16 protein-coding genes are annotated in these 15,711 nt (G+C 67.3%); 13 read left to right on the plus strand and 3 right to left on the minus strand.

Annotated elements, in window-relative coordinates:
• Positions 1–104 precede the first annotated feature (104 nt).
• Complete coding sequence (locus tag Q4A20_RS00495; RefSeq protein WP_303118874.1) at positions 105–1,121, minus strand: FAD:protein FMN transferase; 1,017 nt, start codon at positions 1,119–1,121, stop codon at positions 105–107.
• A 178-nt stretch (positions 1,122–1,299) separates the two neighbouring features.
• Between Q4A20_RS00495 and Q4A20_RS00500 the strand changes: the two genes are divergently transcribed.
• The 13 genes from Q4A20_RS00500 (at position 1,300) to Q4A20_RS00560 (ending at position 14,311) form a co-directional block, all read left to right on the plus strand.
• On the plus strand, positions 1,300–3,039 hold the full coding sequence (locus Q4A20_RS00500; protein ID WP_303118877.1) for an FTR1 family protein: 1,740 nt from the start codon (positions 1,300–1,302) through the stop codon (positions 3,037–3,039).
• Positions 3,040–3,090: 51 nt separating this feature from the next.
• Positions 3,091–3,720 (plus strand): iron transporter, encoded by a 630-nt coding sequence (locus Q4A20_RS00505; protein WP_303118880.1) that lies wholly within the window; start codon positions 3,091–3,093, stop codon positions 3,718–3,720.
• A 177-nt stretch (positions 3,721–3,897) separates the two neighbouring features.
• On the plus strand, positions 3,898–5,169 hold the full coding sequence (locus Q4A20_RS00510; RefSeq protein WP_303118882.1) for a DUF2318 domain-containing protein: 1,272 nt from the start codon (positions 3,898–3,900) through the stop codon (positions 5,167–5,169).
• Between the two features lies 1 nt (position 5,170).
• Complete coding sequence (locus Q4A20_RS00515; protein WP_303119019.1) at positions 5,171–6,460, plus strand: ABC transporter permease; 1,290 nt, start codon at positions 5,171–5,173, stop codon at positions 6,458–6,460.
• Between the two features lie 6 nt (positions 6,461–6,466).
• On the plus strand, positions 6,467–7,822 hold the full coding sequence (locus tag Q4A20_RS00520) for an ABC transporter permease (RefSeq protein ID WP_303118885.1): 1,356 nt from the start codon (positions 6,467–6,469) through the stop codon (positions 7,820–7,822).
• Between the two features lies 1 nt (position 7,823).
• Positions 7,824–8,594 (plus strand): ABC transporter ATP-binding protein, encoded by a 771-nt coding sequence (locus Q4A20_RS00525; protein ID WP_303118888.1) that lies wholly within the window; start codon positions 7,824–7,826, stop codon positions 8,592–8,594.
• Positions 8,591–9,151, plus strand: coding sequence for an FMN-binding protein (locus Q4A20_RS00530; protein ID WP_303118891.1), 561 nt, complete (start codon positions 8,591–8,593; stop codon positions 9,149–9,151). Before Q4A20_RS00525 ends, Q4A20_RS00530 begins: the two co-directional genes overlap by 4 nt.
• Positions 9,152–9,238: 87 nt before the next feature.
• A complete protein-coding gene (locus Q4A20_RS00535; RefSeq protein WP_303118894.1) occupies positions 9,239–9,712 on the plus strand; it encodes a YbjN domain-containing protein in 474 nt (157 codons plus the stop codon).
• Positions 9,709–10,404: a YbjN domain-containing protein gene (locus Q4A20_RS00540; protein ID WP_303118896.1), complete on the plus strand. Its 696-nt coding sequence runs from the start codon at positions 9,709–9,711 to the stop codon at positions 10,402–10,404. The genes Q4A20_RS00535 and Q4A20_RS00540 overlap by 4 nt, the downstream gene beginning before the upstream one ends.
• Before the next feature lie 44 nt (positions 10,405–10,448).
• Positions 10,449–11,462, plus strand: a complete 1,014-nt coding sequence (miaA, locus tag Q4A20_RS00545; protein WP_303118899.1) for a tRNA (adenosine(37)-N6)-dimethylallyltransferase MiaA — start codon at positions 10,449–10,451, stop codon at positions 11,460–11,462.
• Positions 11,463–11,510: 48 nt separating this feature from the next.
• Positions 11,511–12,476, plus strand: a complete 966-nt coding sequence (locus Q4A20_RS00550) for a diaminopimelate epimerase (protein ID WP_303118902.1) — start codon at positions 11,511–11,513, stop codon at positions 12,474–12,476.
• Positions 12,477–12,689: 213 nt separating this feature from the next.
• Positions 12,690–13,982 (plus strand): ATP-dependent Clp protease ATP-binding subunit ClpX, encoded by a 1,293-nt coding sequence (clpX, locus tag Q4A20_RS00555; RefSeq protein WP_303118905.1) that lies wholly within the window; start codon positions 12,690–12,692, stop codon positions 13,980–13,982.
• Positions 13,979–14,311 (plus strand): chorismate mutase, encoded by a 333-nt coding sequence (locus Q4A20_RS00560; RefSeq protein ID WP_303118908.1) that lies wholly within the window; start codon positions 13,979–13,981, stop codon positions 14,309–14,311. Before clpX ends, Q4A20_RS00560 begins: the two co-directional genes overlap by 4 nt.
• On the opposite strand, the gene Q4A20_RS00565 is transcribed toward Q4A20_RS00560, so the two are convergent.
• Both Q4A20_RS00565 and Q4A20_RS00570 read right to left on the minus strand, forming a co-directional pair.
• The gene (locus tag Q4A20_RS00565) at positions 14,277–14,921 is read right to left on the minus strand and encodes an ATP-binding cassette domain-containing protein (protein WP_303118911.1); all 645 of its coding nucleotides are present in this window, start codon (positions 14,919–14,921) and stop codon (positions 14,277–14,279) included. The two genes, Q4A20_RS00560 and Q4A20_RS00565, sit on opposite strands and share 35 nt — an antisense overlap.
• Positions 14,914–15,645, minus strand: a complete 732-nt coding sequence (locus tag Q4A20_RS00570; protein WP_303118913.1) for a hypothetical protein — start codon at positions 15,643–15,645, stop codon at positions 14,914–14,916. Before Q4A20_RS00570 ends, Q4A20_RS00565 begins: the two co-directional genes overlap by 8 nt.
• Positions 15,646–15,711: the final 66 nt, after the last annotated feature.

A 15,711-nucleotide genomic window follows, 5' to 3' on the forward strand; every position in this document is an offset into this window, starting at 1 on the left:
ACGCTTGGTGGTTGCGCATCGCTGTTAGCGCCGTCGCGTAAGCCGGATGGACGCCCGGCTACTGATCTCGGCAGAGGACTGCCACCGATCTCGGTACGTAACGTCTACCGATCTCGGCGGGGGGAGGAGGAGGTGAAGAGTTCCGCGGGCAGGTCGTGCCAGGTGCGGGAGACGGCGGCGGAGCCGTCGGCGCGCAGCAGGGCGAAGTCATAGTCGAAGCCCGCAGCCGCCAGGGCCGCGGGATCGCTCACGAACAGCGCCGTGGCCAGTCCGTCCGCCTCGGCGCAGCTGCCCGCAACCGCCCAGGTCGCGATGACGGCGTTCATCCCCTGTATCGGCAGGCCCGTGTGCGCATCCAGGATGTGGTGCAGTCCCGGTCCCCAGGTGCGGCGGGAGACGCCCGAGGCACACACCGCCCCATTGGCAAGCTCGACGACGCCGACCACCTCGCCTTCACCCCCGCTCGCCGCCCCGGGCCGTTCCAGGCCGATGCGCACCGGCTCGGAGCAGTGCACCAGCAGGTCGCCGTCGGCGTCAATCAAGTACTCGTCGCGGCCATCCTCCCGCAGCCAGGCGGCCAGCAGGTCGGCCAGGAAACCCTTCCCGGCGGCGCCGACGTCGATCAGCACCGGCTCGTGCAGCACTAGCCTGTCGCCATCGTGGCGGGCGGTGTCCGCCCAGGTGGGCCGCCCATGGTCGGCCCCGAGCCTGTGGACGGCGCCGTCGCGCACCACGAAGCTGTATTCGGCGTCATAGCCGAGCGCTACCAGATCTGCGCCGGCAAGAGGGTCGATGCGTCCGTCGGTGGCGCCGTGCAGCCGGTCGTACAGGTCGAGCAGCGCCGCAGATCCGGGTGGCAGCTCAAGTACGACCTCGCCGTGCCGTCCCCGGACGATTCGCCCGCCGCCCGGCCCGTGACTGACCCGCACGGCAGCCGCACGGCGCATCAACGACCCGGTGCGGAAGCGCGACCAGACATCTTCGAAGGCGTCCACGCGCGCCGTGACCTTTTCGCGCAGCGTGTCGGGCAGGGGAGAGCGGGTATAGACCACCCACCGGCAGCCGGTGGCCTCGAAGTGCCAGGCCTGCGTGAGCCCGCCGGGGGCCTCCAGTGCGCACATATCCCCTCCCTGACCTGGATCAATGCAGACCATCCGATCATGACTGCCCGTCAGGTCTCGATGCGACCGGTTTTGACGTGACCAAATAAGTGAGCCTACTCTTTTGGATACAGGTCTGCCTTACCTATTCAGAGGGAGCGCCGGCCGACGCCTACAGCACGTGAAGGAACCCGTCCGCATGTCCCACGCCTCGGTACAGTCCCGCTCCATGCCCCAGCCGGTGCGCGCCGGCGTCGCGCTCGGAGCGGTATTACTGCTGCTGATGGGAGTGGTCTCCGGGCCCTGGTCGACGGCCCGGGCGGCCGAGTCCGACACGGACTATGACTCCTGGAGCGCCGTGGCGCAGGCCATCGCCGCGCAGCTCACCGCCGCGTCCGACTCCTACGCCTCGGGCGACACCTCCGGAGCCGCCGCCGCCTTCCAGCGCGCCTACAACTCCGGGTACGTCGCCTCCAACCTTCAGGTCGTCACCACCGACAATCTCGGCGCCGACGTCGTCACCCAGCAACGGCAGGCCTTCAACGACCTGCGTCGGGCCGCCTACTCCACAGGCAACGCACAGACCATCAGCTCCGGCATCACGGCGCTATCCGACTCCCTTACCGATACCACCGCCCAACTCGATGATCTGGCCGACCTGGCCGACCCACGTAGCTACGCCGCCAATCAGGCCGCCACCATCGCCACCGAGCGGGCCGAGATCCAGGCCAACAAGACCCGGGTCAATGAGGGACGCGGCGAGCGCACCTGGACTCAGGTCGCCGCCGAGATGAACGAGCTGATCGACTCCGGCGTGGACAAGGCCGCCTCCGGAGACCGCGAGGGCGGTGCTGCCGACGTCAACAGTGCCTACTACGGCTACTACGAGAAGCTCGGCTTTGAGAAGACTGTCATGGCCGCCATCTCCGGCGACCGTGTCTCCGAGGTGGAGAACCAGTTCAAGATCGTGCGCAAAGCCATGATTCGAGGCGACGACAGCAGCACGGTCAGCGCCGAGGCCGAGACCCTCAAGAACTACCTGACCGAGGACGCCGCCGCCCTCGACGGCGGCGCGGCCGACAACGTCAGCCCCGTCAAGGCCTTCCTGACCGGCTCCTTCGGGCAGGCCTTCCTGATTCTGCTGCGTGAGGGCCTGGAGGCGATCCTGGTGGTCGCCGCCGTCATCGCCTACCTGCTCAAGGCCGGTATGCGGGACCGTGTCAAGTACATCTACGCTGGGGTCGCCCTGGGATTGGCGGGCTCAGGGCTGGTGGCGCTGGCCTTCACCTGGCTGTACGACTCGGCCTCCGCCCATCAGGAGGTCCTTGAGGGCATCGTGGCACTGATAGCCATGGTGATGTTGCTGTTCACGTCCAACTGGATGCTGTCGAAGTCCTCGGTGGCGTCATGGAACCGCTACATCAAGGACAAGACCGAGGCCTCCATCTCCAACGGCGGCTTCTGGGCGCTGGCCTCGCTGTCATTCCTGGCGGTCTTCCGTGAGGGCGCCGAGACGGTCATGTTCTACGAGGCGCTGTTCACCATGGACCCCGGTGGCTCGGCCGGCATATGGCAGGGCTTCGCCGCCGGTGCGGTCGTGCTCGTGGTCATCTTCCTGCTCATCCGCTTCACCAGCGTGAGGATTCCGCTGCGGCCCTTCTTCGCCATCACGAGTTTCCTCATGGCCGTCCTCGTCGTGATTTTCGCCGGCGGCGGCGCCCACGCCCTCATTGAGGGCGACATCATCCCGGCGACTTACGTCCAGGGATGGCCCACGTACGACTACCTGGGCCTGTACCCCTACCGGGAGACTCTCCTGTTCCAGGCCTTCATGGCCGTGGTCGTCATCGTCCTGTCCATCGCCTCCGTTGTGCGCCACCGCCGTGCGGACGCCGTCCGGGCGGCCATGGATGCGGACGCCGAGGCCACGGCCCAATAGTCCTGGGCGCACCGAATAATCAGCACCAACAACCAACGAAGGAAACACCCCATGCGATCCCTCAAGCTCATCAGCGCCACGGGCGCACTCGTCCTGGCCGGGACCCTCGGCCTGGTCGCCTGCTCTTCCAATAACGCCGACGACGCCTCGTCCGGCGCAGCCACGCAGGCCGCTGCGGACTCCGGTAACGAGGCCGGATTCGAGGAGTTCAGTGTCAACGAATCCCAGGAGGATCAGGAGGCCGAGGGGCAGATCAGCGTCAACTTGGTCTACTTCCAGCCGGTCGACATGGAGCCCGCAGGGGCCGCCGGCTTGGCGGCTTCGAACGCCAGCTTCCACATGGAGGCCGACATCAGCGCCTTGGCCGACAACACCCTCGGTTACGGTGCCGGTGACTTCGTGCCCGGGCTGACCGTGGACTATTCCATTGCCCGCGCGGACGGATCCGGCGAGCCGGTGGAGGGCACCTTCATGCAGATGAACGCCTCCGACGGCCCCCACTACGGGGCCAACATCGCTCTGAATGAGGCCGGCCAGTACAAGGTCACCATCACCATCCACAGCCCGGAGGAGAACGGCTGGGTGCTGCACACCGACCCCGAGACCGGTGTTGAGGGTCGCTTCTGGAACGAGCCCATCGAACTCACCTGGGACTGGGACTACACCCCCATGGAGTGGTGAGCCGCCGGTGCCGCCGCGCGCCCCGGTAGGGGGAGAGGCCGGCGTCGCCACCGGTTGTCGCCGTATCCCCGACTTCCGCCACTTGGCGGCTCGGCCGGGGATACGGCGACACCGATAGTGTAGGAACAGGAATCATCGCCCCGGTCACGGGGAGTCACCGACAGGAGCGCACACGGAATGCTGGAACGCTTCGTATCCGTGGTCGGCGGGGCCACCCTGCCCTTTCTGCTGTACGCCGCCCTGACCGTGCTACTGGCGCCGCCCGTCGTCGAGGGGTGGTCACGCTCAAGCCGCTGGCGATTGGCCTGCGCACTTCTCGGCACCGGGGCCGCGCTGGTCTTCGCCGGCCTGCGGGCATTTGCAGTCATCGACCGGCGCACCGTGGTGAATATCCCCACGCTCATCGCGTGCGTGGCCGTCGACGCCGCGCTGATCATCGTGCTCCTCCTGCACTCGCGCCGTCGCACGTGGGGGGTGGACGGTTCACTCGGCTCGGTGGCGCAGGTGGTTGCCTGCCTGGCGATTGCCTTGGCATTCTTCCGCGCCGTCCCGGAGATCGTGCTGCAGCTCACGGCCTTCATCGAGCCGGGCGAGGAGATCGTGTCCTCCGAGATGCTGCTGCGCCTACTGGGTTTCATCGGTGGGTGGGCGGCAGTGGCCCTACTCGCCTTCATCTACTGCCGCACCGCCCGGCGTACTCCGGTGCGGCCCACTCGCCTGACCCTCCTGGCCTTCATCATCGCCTTCGCTGCGATGCACCTGATACAGCTGGCCCGAGTACTGCAGTCGGCGCACCTGATTCGCCTGGGTGGGACGGCCTTCCGGATCATGACCTGGGCCACCAACAACGCCGGCGGTGTCATCCTGCTGATGGCCGCCGCGGTGTGGCTGGTGCCCATGGCAATCACCCTGGTGAGGGTGCTCGGGCCCACTCCGGGGCAGGCCAATCCGGCGCGCACCCGAGCCCTGCGTGCCGAGCGTCGTCGCTCCCGCCGGTGGGTGCTCGCCTCGGGTCTCGGCTTCGCGGCGTTGGTGACCACTCGCACCGTGGCGGTGGCGAAGGTCAATGAGGTCCCCACCCTTTCCGATCCGGAGCCCTATGAGTTGACCGCCGATGCCGCCGTGGTATCCGCGAGCACTCTGGCCGACGGACACCTGCACCGTTTCGCCTACACGGCCGCCGCCGGCACCGAAATCCGCTTCATCATGATCCTGAAGAACGGCGGCGCCTACGGGGTGGGTCTGGACGCCTGCGAGTCCTGCGGGCCGGCCGGCTACTTCGAGGCCGACGGCAAGATCATCTGCAAGCGCTGCGACGTCGCCATCAATCCGGCCACCATCGGATTCAAGGGTGGCTGTAATCCGATCCCCATTGATTTCACGGTTGCCGACGGCGCCGTCACCGTGCCGCTGTCCACCTTGGAGGAGCGCGCGGAGGTGTTTGCCTGAGATGTTCTTCGTCCACCTGCTGCACCGCTCCTTCACGCGCCAGTTGTGGCGGCGGTCTCTGATCGCCCTGACCGTGGCGCTATGCGCGTCGATATCTGTGGCTATGCTCGGCGTGGTGCTCGACGTGGGCGATAAGCTGAATGCCGAGCTGACCGCCTACGGCTCCAATATCGTGGTCCGCCCCAAGGCCGACGCCGTGGTGTCCGGACTGTACGAGACCGAGGAGGACGCCGAGGCGACCGCCTTCATCGATGAGGACGAGGTGCCCGGTATCAAGACGATCTTCTGGGCCTACAACATCGTGGACTTCGCCGCCAGGCTCACCGGTCGCGTCGACGTGTCCTCCGATGGCGGCCGCGCCCCCGACCTGGCGGTCACCGGCACCTGGTTCGACAAGGAGCTGGATCTGTCCACGGGGCAGACCACTACCGCCGGGGTGACCACGTTGCGCTCGTGGTGGACGTTGGAGGGGAGCTGGCCCGACGACGAGGCCGACGAGGCGGTCGTCGGCGCCACGCTGGCGGGGCGTCTGGGTGTCACCGCCGGCGACACCCTCACCTTGTCGACCGGAACCGGTGAACGGAGCCTTACCGTCACCGGTGTGTACACCTCCGGCGATGATGATGACGGCTCCCTGTACGCCCCGCTGGCAGTCGTCCAGGAGCTCACCGGCCACGTCGGCCAGGTCGATCAGGTCGAGGTCAAGGCCCTGACCACCCCGGAGAATGACCTGTCGCGCAAGGCCGCCCGTAACCCGAATGTGTTGTCCGCCGCCGAGTGGGAGACCTGGTACTGCACCGCATACGCTTCCTCCATCACGTACCAGATCGAGGAGGTCATGCCCGGTGCGGTCGCCAAGCAGGTGCGTCAGGTCGCCGCCGTCGAGGGCAAGGTGCTGGAGAAGACCCAGGCGCTGATGATCCTCATGACCGCTCTCAGTCTGGTGGCCGCGGTCTTGGCGGTCGCCTCCCTGACCAGGGCCTCACTGGTGGAGCGCACGAGCGAGTTCGCTCTGCTCAAGGCCGTGGGCGCCTCCTCCGCGTCGCTCAACCGACTGATACTGGCCGAGACCGGCGTCATCGGGGTGGTGGGTACGGCGGTCGGGGCCTTGGCCGGCTCCGGTATCGCCCAGCTGATCGGGCAGGTGGTATTCGGTTCGGCGATCACCATGCGTCCCATGGTGTATGTGCTGGTGGCGGTGCTGGTGGCGCTGGTGCTACTGAGCGCCACCGCCTCCTCAATGCGCGCCATCTTGCGGATTCAGCCCGCGACCGCCCTGCACAGGCGGTGATCGGCGATGACTGACCGCTCCCGCGCGAAGCATCCCATGACCAACCGGGGCATGTTCGCCACCATGCTCATCGGCGCCCTGCTCCGACGCCGCTCGCGGGCTCTTGCCGCGATCGGATCCTCCGTGGTGGGTGCGGCCACCCTGTTCTGCTTGGCGGCCATCTGCCTGGCGGTACCCGCCCAGATGAGCGCGGAGATGCGCCAGTACGGCGCCAATCTCATAGTGATGCCCGTCGATGCGGGTGCGGGTTCAGTCGCCGGCGGCTCCGCGTCGGTGGACGCCCTCACCGGCTCGGCCCCTGCGGAGTCCGATGCCGCCGGGACGCGGACCTCACGCATCACCGATGCCGACCTGGGCGTCGTGGACACCGCCGTGGCCGCCGCCACCGGCACCACCGCCGATCGACTGGCCACCGCCGCCTACCGCTATGAGACCATTCGCATCAACCGCTCCCCGTATCTGCTGGCCGGAATCGACGTCGACGCCGTGCGCGCCCTGAACGGGCACTGGGAAATCGAGGGCGACTGGCCCCGTGAGGGGCAGGTACTTGTGGGCATGAACGTGGCCGAGGCCGCCGGCCTGGGGGTGGGCTCAACCGTTAACGCCGAGTACCTCTCCAGTGACAACCTCGCTCCGGTCGGTGACTTGGACGACGCCGCGGCTGCTGGCACGGCGGTCACCGCCGACCCGGCCAAGGAGGATGAGGAGGCGGCGGGGCGGGCCCAGTGGCGGGTGTCCGGCCTGGTCGACACCGGCGGCGAGGAGGATGACATCGTCTATGTTCCCAAAGCCGCGATTGAGTCGCTGACCGGGACCTTAGACGCCGGCTACGACGTGGTGGAGTTCTCCGTGGATACTGCGGTGGCCGGTACGGGCGAGGTCGCCGCGGCCGTCGCCGAGTCCGAGGCCTCCGAGCGCGTCGTCGCGCGGCCCGTCTCCAAGATCTCCAGCGGCGACACTCGCATCATTACCATGCTCAACACGCTGTTCTGGGTAGTGGCGGTGGTGGTGCTCGGTCTGACCCTCGTGGGCGTGTCCACCACCATGACCGTGGTCGTCGCCGAGCGGCGTAAAGAGATCGGTCTGCGTAAGGCGCTGGGCGCCTCCAGCCGGTCCATTGCCGCCGAGTTCTTCGCGGAGGCCGCGCTGCTGGGGCTTATCGGCGGACTGATCGGCACCGCCATCGGTTACGGGCTGGCCGTCGGTGTCGGCCTGGGCGTATTCGACCGGCCCATAGCCTTCAGCTGGTGGTTGGCTACGGCCTCCGTCGCACTCACGACGCTGGTGGCCGTCATAGCCTCATACTCGCCGGTGCGCCGCGCCTCGCGCATCGACCCCGCGCTGGTACTCAGGGAGGAATGAAATGACCGACACGATCGCCGAGCCGCGGACCGGTTCCCCTGCCGACGTCGACGACGTACTACTCGAACTGCGGCACGTGTCCAAGATCTACGGCGACCTCCACGCCGTCGACGATCTCAGCCTGACGGTGCCGCGTGGGCAGTGGCTGTCCGTGGTCGGCTCCTCCGGCTCTGGCAAGACCACCTTGATGAACATCATTGGCTGCATGGACACCCCCACCCGCGGTTCGGTGCTCCTGGGCGGGCGCGAACTGGGTCGGCTCAACGCCGCCCAGCTGACCGACATCCGCAAGCATGTGATCGGCCTGGTCTTTCAACAGTTTCACCTCATTGCGCACCTGAGCGCCATTGAGAACGTGATGGTCGCCCAGTACTACCACTCCATGACCGACCGGGAGGAGGCGCTGGCGGCCCTGGACAACGTCGGCCTGGCCGACCGCGCCCACCACCTGCCTTCGCAGCTGTCCGGTGGTGAGCAGCAGCGTGTGTGCATTGCTCGGGCACTGATCAACCATCCTCAACTGGTGCTCGCCGACGAGCCTACCGGCAACCTGGACGAGGCCAACGAGCAACTGGTCCTGGATATATTCTCCCGCCTGCACGAGGCCGGCACCACCCTGATCGTGGTCACCCACGACGCCCACGTGGCCTCCTGCGGGCAACGGCAGATCCTGCTCAACCACGGACGACTGGTAGGGGAGAAGCTCAACACCCCGGGTGTGGCACACCGGGACCGTGACATGCTCGACTTCGGGCAGGAGGAACCCGCATGAATCGACTTCAGTCCGTTCCACACCCGCACACGCCGCCGACCACTGCGGCCCGCCGGGCACTGGCGGCCGCCGGAGCGGTGCTGGCTGTCTCCCCACTGGCGGGCTGCGGCGGCGGAGAGGCTGTGCCCGCTCAGGACGACTACGCCGGACGCGCCCAGACCCACAATCCGACGGCCCTGGCCACCGCCTCCGTGGAGGCTCCCGTCGGCTCCGCCACGCCCACCGGCGGGCCGTACGCGGATGGGGAGTACACCGCCAGCGAGTCCTACGGGGTGGTCGACGGGGTCGTGGAGGAGGACTCCATCGACGTCACCGTTAGTCTCAAGGGCGGCTTCATCACCGACGTGTCGGTTACCGGTCATGCCCTGACCGGCACCTCCAAGAACTACATCGCGGGATTCGTGGAGGAGATCGGTGACGCGGTGGTCGGCCGCAGCATTGAGGACGCCCACGTGACCGCCCTGGCCGGTGCCTCTAAGACCTCGGCGGCCTTCAACGAAGCCGTCGACGCCATCGCTGCGCAGGCCGCCTCTACCTCTCCCACCTCCGCGCCCTGACCGTGCGGGATCCGTCAGTGCCGGCGGCCGACTCACTGTCCGTGAAGCGCCATGGGCAAGGGCCGAATCGCCGGTTAGGCTGGGGCCATGCCGCAGTTCGGATCAGCCAGCGCCGCCGACGCCCCCGCCGCCCCGGCGCCGGTCGACGTCGACCGCATCATGGACTGCGTGCGCCGTCTGGGGCTGCGTTTCTTCCTCGACGATGAGGGCGATATCGGGATCCCTTGGCGCTACGTCACCGTACATGCCATCTTCCAGGGTGAACGCGCCCTGCAGCTGCGTGGTGTCTGGCATCGTATAGCAGACACCGAGCATCTGGTCGATCTACGGCGCCTGGCGGAGGACTGGAACTCCACCCGTATCGGACCGAAGGCTTACCTGACGATCGCCGACGGCGGAGTGGTGCGTCTGCACGGGGAGGTCACCTACCCGCTGGGTGCCGGTATGACCGACGCCCAGCTGGAGGACTTCATATTCACCGGCTGCCGCCTGATCGTCGCCCTCATGCGGGAGGCGGAGGACGTCTTCCCCGATCCCATCCGCGGAAGACTCGATCCGTGAGCCGCCGCCCGGGTCGGCGGTGGACCGATTTCATCGCCCGACTGTTCGCCAAGTCGTGGGAGCCGCGTGTCCCCGGCGGCCAGGAGGCTTCGGCAGGTGGTGACCAGGCACGAGACGGCGGCCGTCGGCTGCGGCGGCCCAGGCCGGTGGAGCTGTCAGATTTCGACATCGACTACCCGGAGCGGTCTGTTGCCGATCCGGATTGGGCGGAGTCGATTTCACCGGATGGCGGCCACTTCGCCGCACCCACCCGCCCGGACGGTGAACTGACCGCTCCGTTGACGCTTGACCGGATTGAGGCCATGCTCACCGGCCCCATGGGCTATGCGGTGCGCCGTCACCGCGATGCGGATCACGTCTGCCTGCTGGGCACCTGGGACGGTTACCCATTCGTCATCGAGATCCCCGAGGGGCACGAGGACTGGCTGCTGGTCTCCGGTGATTGGGACAAGCCGGCTCCCGGAGGTGAGCGTGATGAGCTGGCCGCCTCCGTCAACGACTGGAATCGCGACAAGTACTTCCCGACCGTCGCCCTGGTGGACACCCCGGCCGGCCCCTTGGTGCGCGCCACCTATCTGGTGGGGATGCGGCCCGGCGTGACCGACGCCCAGTTGCGGCTGCATCTGGATACGGCCCTGTCCGCCTGCACCCAGGCGCTCAGCCAGATCGGGCCCCTGCTGCCCGAGCTATGAGCGCGGCGCAGCAGTTCGGGGGTGTCGGCCCCCGATCCGGGGGGATGAGGACGACACCGGAGCAGGTCGTATCGCCGTCGGGGAACGGAGTGACCGGGCCGGTGCAGGTGGCCGTGGTCGGTCCCACCGCCGCGGGCAAGTCCGAACTCGCTCTGGACTTGGCCGACGCCCTGGGCGGCCGGGCCGAAATGGTTAATGCCGACGCCTTCCAGCTATACCGGGGCATGGATATCGGGACCGCCAAGCTCGCCGTCTTGGAGCGGCGCGGTTACCCCCACCACCAACTCGACGTGCTGGATGTGCACCAGGAGGCGAACGTAGCCTCCTACCAGCACCATGCCCGTGCCGACCTGCGAGCCATCGGCTCCCGCGGCAATCGGGCATTCATCGTGGGCGGCTCCGGACTGTACGTACGCGCCGTCACCGACGCCCTGGACTTCCCCGGCACGGATCCAGACCTGCGCGCCGCCTTGGACTCTCGCGCGCAACGGGAGGGCACTGCCGCACTGTGGGAGGAGTTGCGGCGCGTGGACCCCGTCGCCGCTGAACGCATTGACACCGCGAACACGCGCCGTATCGTGCGGGCCCTGGAGGTGGTTGAACTCACCGGCCGCCCCTTCTCCGCCTCGCTGCCCCGCTACGCCGACCTGACCCCCACCGTGCACCTAGCGCTGCGCTGGGACCGCGCCGTCTTGGACGAACGTATCGGGGCTCGCGCCGAGGCCATGTTTGCCTCCGGATTATTGGAGGAGACCGAGTTGCTCCTGGCTCGCGGCCTGCGGGAGGGGCCAACCGCTCCGCGTGCCATCGGCTATGCCCAGGCCATGGCCGTCCTCGACGGGCGCCTAACGGTGCCGGAGGCGATTGCCGACACTGCCGCCGCTACCCGCAAACTGGCCTCCCGGCAGCTCAAGTGGTTTCGCCGCGACCCGCGTGTGCACTGGCTCGACGCCGCAGCCTCCGACTCCGGCTGGGCGCCGGGGGAGCGCCGACGCGTGGTCGAGCAGGCCGCCCGACTGGTGCGGGCGGCCGACCGGCACGGACCAGCGGGACCGTGACCACCTCGGTTAGACATCGGCTGGGCGAATAGGCAATAGGGTGGCCCCATGACCATCGCCCCCGGCCTGGCCGGCCGTACCCTCATCAAGGGCCACGCCGCCGGTAATGACTTTCTGCTGTTGATCGACGCCGAACGGGCCACCGCCGTCACCGCCGGTGAGGTCGCCGCCGTCTGCGACCGGCGTACGGGCCTGGGGGCCGATGGCCTGGTGCGATTGACCCGAACCGCCGCTCTGCCCGGCACCGAGCACTTCCGGGCCACCGTCCCCGAGGCCGAGTGGTTCCTGGACTACTACCAGTCCGACGGCGCCCCGGTAGTCGGCGCGGGTGCGGCCTACGGCGCCGCCTGCCTGGTGCTGGCCGCCGTCCTGGACGCGGAGGGTCTCGAGCCGCTCACCGACGGCGCCTCGACCACGATCGGCACACGTGGCGGCGCCCGCACCGTCACCCGCCTGGGTGGACTGTGGGCCGTGGACGTCGGGCGGGCCCGGCGGGCCGAGCTGGATGGGCCGGCCGCCGATGCGGTCCGCGAGGGTTGGGACACCCTGGTGCGCATCCCCGGGCTTGAGGAGGAGCGGGCGGCTCTCAGCCTGGATCTGCCCGGTCGGCATGCCGTTGTAGCTCTGGGCCTTAAGGCGGAGTTCGACGCCGCCGAACTGGGACCAGCCGGTGCAGGACGAACCCCTGTCTACACGCCCGCGCCGAATGCGGAGACGACCCTGGTGCTGACGGTTCCGCTGGGGGAGCACGCCGATACGGTGACCGGTGAGCGGGTGGGCAGGGCGCGAGTGCGAGTACTGGCGCCCGACAAGGTCCGGGCCGGTGTCGAGGCCTGCTGCGCCGCGGCGGTGGCCCTGCACGAGTGGAGCGGGGCCGGTGCTCCTGCCGACTACCTGCTGAGCCCGCCCGGAGGCGAGGTCGGCGTGCATGTGGGCGCCGACCCCCTGGCGCAGGGTGGTGCCCTGCTTGCGACCGCCCCGGTGGAACTGGTCGGTCGGATCACGCTCATCTGAGCGGAGCCGGGTACCGCGGCGGCATGACGCGATAATCCTGACAAATGCCTATAAGGATAGGCTTCAGTCGCTCTGATGCCTATCAACAGGATTCGCTAGGAAGATTCGTATGGACACACCGTCTCAAAGACTATAGCCGTGGCGGTCTGCGCCCCGTAGGCTGGGGCGGTGTCCGTAGCGTACGGGCACACCCGAAAACGGGAGGGAATCCACGTGGCACGCAGCGCCGAGAGCGTCGACCTACTCAAGTGCTCCTTCTGCGGCAAGAGTCAGAAGCAGGTCAAGAAGCTCATCGCGGGACCCGGGGTCTACATCTGCGATGAGTGCATCGAGCTGTGCAACGAGATCATTGATGAGGAGTTGGGCGCCTCCAGCTCCGGTGTCCCGCTCGAACTGCCCAAGCCGCAGGAGATATTCGACTTCCTCAACCAGTACGTCATCGGCCAGGAGGAAGCCAAACGGGCCATGAGCGTGGCCGTGTACAACCACTACAAGCGCGTGCAGATGCGTGAGCGTGCCGTGGCCGAGGGGGATGGGCTGGAGTTGGGCAAGTCCAACATCCTCCTGCTGGGCCCCACTGGCACCGGTAAGACCCACCTGGCCCGCACCCTCGCCCGTCTGCTCGACGTACCCTTCGCCATCGTCGACGCCACCGCCCTGACCGAGGCCGGCTATGTGGGCGAGGATGTGGAGAACATCCTGCTCAAGCTCATTCAGGCCGCCGACGGTGATGTCAAGCGTGCCGAGAAGGGCATCATCTACATCGACGAGATCGACAAGATCGGTCGCAAGGCCGAGAACCCGTCCATCACCAGGGACGTCTCCGGTGAGGGCGTGCAGCAGGCGCTGCTGAAGATCATTGAGGGCACCACCGCCTCCGTGCCGCCGGGCGGCGGGCGCAAGCACCCTCATCAGGAGTTCCTGGAGATCGACACCACGAACATCCTGTTCATTGCCGCCGGCGCCTTCTCCGGTATTGAGGAGATTGTCCGCCAGCGCCGGCGTCGTGAGGCCGGTGCGCAGGTAGTCGGCTTCGGTGCGACCCTGGCCAAGGACCACAACCAGGATGTGTTCGCCACGCCGGTGCGTCCGGAGGATCTGCACAAGTTCGGGTTGATCCCCGAGTTCATTGGTCGCCTGCCGGTGATCGCCACCGTTCACGACCTGGGTGTGCCCGAGTTGGTACGGGTGATGACGGAGCCGAAGAACGCCCTGCTCACCCAGTACGAGTACCTGTTCAGCCTCGACGGGGTCGAACTGGTTCTCACCGACGAGGCCATTGAAGCAATCGCCTCCCTCGCCCTGGAGCGCAAGACCGGCGCTCGGGGGCTGACCAGCATTGTGGAGGAGGTGCTCGGCCAGGCCATGTTCGAGGTTCCCTCCATGCCGGAGGTCGGTCGGGTCGTCGTCGACGCCGACGCCGTGCGCGGCAGCGGCAGCCCCCGTTACGAGCACGGCAGCGGCACCCTGTCGGCCACCTCCAAGGGCAGGACCCGCTCGGCATGAGTGCTGCCGACCCTCAGGTCCCGCCACAGCTGGCCGCCTACCGCGCCACCATCGACAACCTCGACGCCGCCCTCATACACCTACTGGCCGAGCGCTTCCGCTGCACCCGTCAGGTGGGCCGCCTCAAGGCGGACCTGCGCCTGCCGCCCTCGGACCCGGTGCGTGAGGAGCAGCAGGTGGCCCGCCTGCGGGCACTGGCCGAGGAGGCCGGCCTGGATCCGGTGTTCGCGGAGAAGTTCTTCGCTTTCATTGTGGCCGAGGTGATCCGCCACCACGAGGCGATCCGGGAAGGCGCTATCGAAGATCTACACGCTGATCCGCGCGTTTGATAATCCCGGCGTCGTGGGTAGCGACGAGAATCGCCGCCGATGCGTTGCTCCACGCGTCAATAGCGTTGATGACCAGCGATGTCAGTTCTTCATCTGCACCCGCGGTGGGTTCGTCCAGGATGACCAAGCGGGGGTTGTCCATGAGGAGTGTGCGTGCGAGGGCCACGCGCATCCGTTCCCCGCCGCTGAGTAGGCCTGCGCGGTGACTGACTAGGTGAGTGATTTCGGCCCTGGCCAGGGCCTCGGATGCTCGTGGCTTGCGTTGACGCCGAGGAATCCCCAGAGCCCACGCCGCGTGCCGGAGTGTGGCGTCTACGGTCCACGAATCCTCTAGTAGGAGCCTCTGGGGCTGAAGGACGATCGTGGTGCGGTGTGACCGCCTGATGTCGCGCGGCCTCATGTGGGTGGAGGCGACGCCATCGATGGCAACGGTTCCTGTGAAGTCCAGGTCGTACAGGCCCAGGCACCAGGCCGCGGTGGTCTTTCCGGAGCCGTTGGGTCCGGTGAGTGCGGTGATGCTCCCTTCTGTGAGGGACAGGTCTAGGCTATCGATGAGAATGCGCCCGCCTCTGGCAATGGTTAGACCTTCGACGGTTAGTGTGTCAGCCATAGTGAGTGGGCCTCCTGCGGCGGGGAGTGACGGGGCGGGTACTGGTGTGCCGGCTGCCGACGAGGACGGCTACGACGAGTGCGACTGCGCATGCCGCCTGGGTGATGAGTAGCTCATTACTGGGCTGGACCAGAAGGGGCCGGGCAAGGATGAGCAGGGGCACAGCAACGAGGATCGCTGTGAGACAGTGCTCGGTCAACCGACGCTGACCCAGTAGGCGAGAGATCTCACGCCTGCGCCTGCGGGACTGTGCCCAGGCGCGTGCCGCGAGTCCCGTGCTGATGACGGCGCCAATGGCCGAGGAGAGAAGGATGAGGACGTGCAGAGCCATCGTCCTGGTCGTCTGTTCTATAAGAGCAGTATCACCGAATCCCACCGTGTCGAGGCGGGCCACAAGGTCCTCTACCTGATGCTCACGAAGGTATTCGCGCATATCAGTTACGGATTTTTCGGTGAATACCGCCGCGCCCTGGGTAATAGCGGAAACATAGTTGTCGGGGGAGAAGAAGCCGTCGGGAACGACTGCGATTAGGCAATCATCGCTCTGGATGCCTTCAGCGCTTAGGAAGTAGCTGACGCCGGGAAGATTGGCTGGCAGTGTGCCACTTATGTCCTCTTGGTTGCGCATGACCGCGGTGATCGCGTCACCGGTTGCGCCAAGCTGTGCATTGAAGCGCGCCTCTTGTTCGAGTCTGCGGGCATGGACAATGTCTTTTCCTGCCAATGCCCTAGGACGGTACAGGACGACCTCGCCATCGTTGACGGCAGGCAGTCCGTAATGTAATGCAGC

It is taken from the genome of Actinomyces sp., assembly GCF_030530635.1.
GTDB lineage: Bacteria > Actinomycetota > Actinomycetes > Actinomycetales > Actinomycetaceae > Actinomyces.

Bases quoted from the DNA above. Each gene is read 5' to 3' on its own strand.
- Q4A20_RS00495 (WP_303118874.1), bottom strand. From the start codon at position 1,121: ATGTGCGCACTGGAGGCCCCCGGCGGGCTCACGCAGGCCTGGCACTTC.
- Q4A20_RS00500 (WP_303118877.1), top strand. From the start codon at position 1,300: ATGTCCCACGCCTCGGTACAGTCCCGCTCCATGCCCCAGCCGGTGCGC.
- Q4A20_RS00505 (WP_303118880.1), top strand. From the start codon at position 3,091: ATGCGATCCCTCAAGCTCATCAGCGCCACGGGCGCACTCGTCCTGGCC.
- Q4A20_RS00510 (WP_303118882.1), top strand. From the start codon at position 3,898: ATGCTGGAACGCTTCGTATCCGTGGTCGGCGGGGCCACCCTGCCCTTT.
- Q4A20_RS00515 (WP_303119019.1), top strand. From the start codon at position 5,171: ATGTTCTTCGTCCACCTGCTGCACCGCTCCTTCACGCGCCAGTTGTGG.
- Q4A20_RS00520 (WP_303118885.1), top strand. From the start codon at position 6,467: ATGACTGACCGCTCCCGCGCGAAGCATCCCATGACCAACCGGGGCATG.
- Q4A20_RS00525 (WP_303118888.1), top strand. From the start codon at position 7,824: ATGACCGACACGATCGCCGAGCCGCGGACCGGTTCCCCTGCCGACGTC.
- Q4A20_RS00530 (WP_303118891.1), top strand. From the start codon at position 8,591: ATGAATCGACTTCAGTCCGTTCCACACCCGCACACGCCGCCGACCACT.
- Q4A20_RS00535 (WP_303118894.1), top strand. From the start codon at position 9,239: ATGCCGCAGTTCGGATCAGCCAGCGCCGCCGACGCCCCCGCCGCCCCG.
- miaA (WP_303118899.1), top strand. From the start codon at position 10,449: ATGAGGACGACACCGGAGCAGGTCGTATCGCCGTCGGGGAACGGAGTG.
- Q4A20_RS00550 (WP_303118902.1), top strand. From the start codon at position 11,511: ATGACCATCGCCCCCGGCCTGGCCGGCCGTACCCTCATCAAGGGCCAC.
- Q4A20_RS00560 (WP_303118908.1), top strand. From the start codon at position 13,979: ATGAGTGCTGCCGACCCTCAGGTCCCGCCACAGCTGGCCGCCTACCGC.
- Q4A20_RS00565 (WP_303118911.1), bottom strand. From the start codon at position 14,921: ATGGCTGACACACTAACCGTCGAAGGTCTAACCATTGCCAGAGGCGGG.